Here is a 1237-nt window from a genome sequence, read left to right on the forward strand (position 1 = left end):
ATCGCCGACACAGGACTGCCCGGCTTCATATCCCGCATAGCCCGGGAGAATTCCGTTGTCCACAACGCCGCACATACCTGGAACGATATGCACCTCTTCACCAAGAAGAACATGGCACGTTGAGGTTCCCATAATCATCAGCATTTTCCCTGGCTCTGTAATGCCAACCGCCGGTACGGAAACATGAGCGTCCACATTGGCAACCGCAACAGCCGTTCCCGGGAGAAGCCCTGTCAGCTTTGCCATTTTTTCAGTCAGACTGCCGGCTTTTTCTCCTACCGAATGAATAGAACCTGCCAATTTGTCCTTTGTAATCGTTTTCATTGAAGGATTTAATTTCTCAAAGAAATCATCTGACGGATACCCCGCTTTTTCACTCCACATCGCTTTATACCCTGCGGTACAATTGCTTCGCTTGAGCGAGCCGCACAGCTGGTACACGATCCAGTCCGCAGCCTCGATGATCCGGTCAGCCGCTTCATAAATGTGAGGCGCTTCCTCGGCAATTTGCATGGCCTTTGGAATCATCCATTCTGATGAAATTTTTCCTCCGTACCGCTGTAAAAAAGCCTTCCCTTCTTCTTCCGCGATTTGATTGAGCCGATCAGCATGTTTTTGGGCCGCATGATGCTTCCAGAGCTTCACATAGCTGTGCGGCTCCTCTTCATATTCAGGCAGCATGCATAACGGCTGCCCGCTGCTGTCAATAGGAAGGATCGTACATGCCGTGAAATCAATTCCAATCCCGATAATGTCTTTCGGTTCAACGCCCGTCTGTTCGAGTAAAGACGGAATGGTTGTTTCCAAGACTTCGAGGTAATCAGCAGGGTGCTGCAGCGCCCAGTCACGCGGCAGCTTTTGACCCGTTTTTGGAAGGACGGTATCAATGACAGCATGCCGGTATTCTTTTACAGCAGCCGCAAGTTCCTCCCCTGTTTGGACATGAACGAGCACTGCTCTTCCTGATAAAGTTCCAAAATCAACCCCTATTGTGTAAGCCATGTGACATCCCCCTCTACTTTTGAAGCCGGTAAAGCGCCTCGTTCCATTTTAACTCGTGTTTCAGTTTATGAATTGTCGTATCACGGGAAATGAGAACACTTTCGATCCCCGCCATTTCCGCCCAATCAAGCATTTGCTCCGCTGTCAGTTCATAAGACAGGCAGGTATGATGTGCACCGCCGGCTAAAATCCATGCCTCCGCTGCTGTTTTCAATGACGGCTCCGGCTTCCAGAG

General features: G+C 50.1%; 1 protein-coding gene and 1 pseudogene. Both read right to left on the reverse strand.

The genetic code is table 11. The features are described from left to right. Positions 1-1002, reverse strand: a 1002-nt coding sequence (araB, locus tag ACFRCG_RS48580) for a ribulokinase (protein WP_380043083.1), incomplete at its 3' end; no start/stop codon positions are given. Between the two features lie 13 nt (positions 1003-1015). After that, positions 1016-1237, reverse strand: a pseudogene (locus tag ACFRCG_RS48585) (L-arabinose isomerase); the annotation flags it as partial.

It is taken from the genome of Embleya sp. NPDC056575, from assembly GCF_042793325.1.
Classification (GTDB): Bacteria; Actinomycetota; Actinomycetes; order Streptomycetales; family Streptomycetaceae; genus Embleya.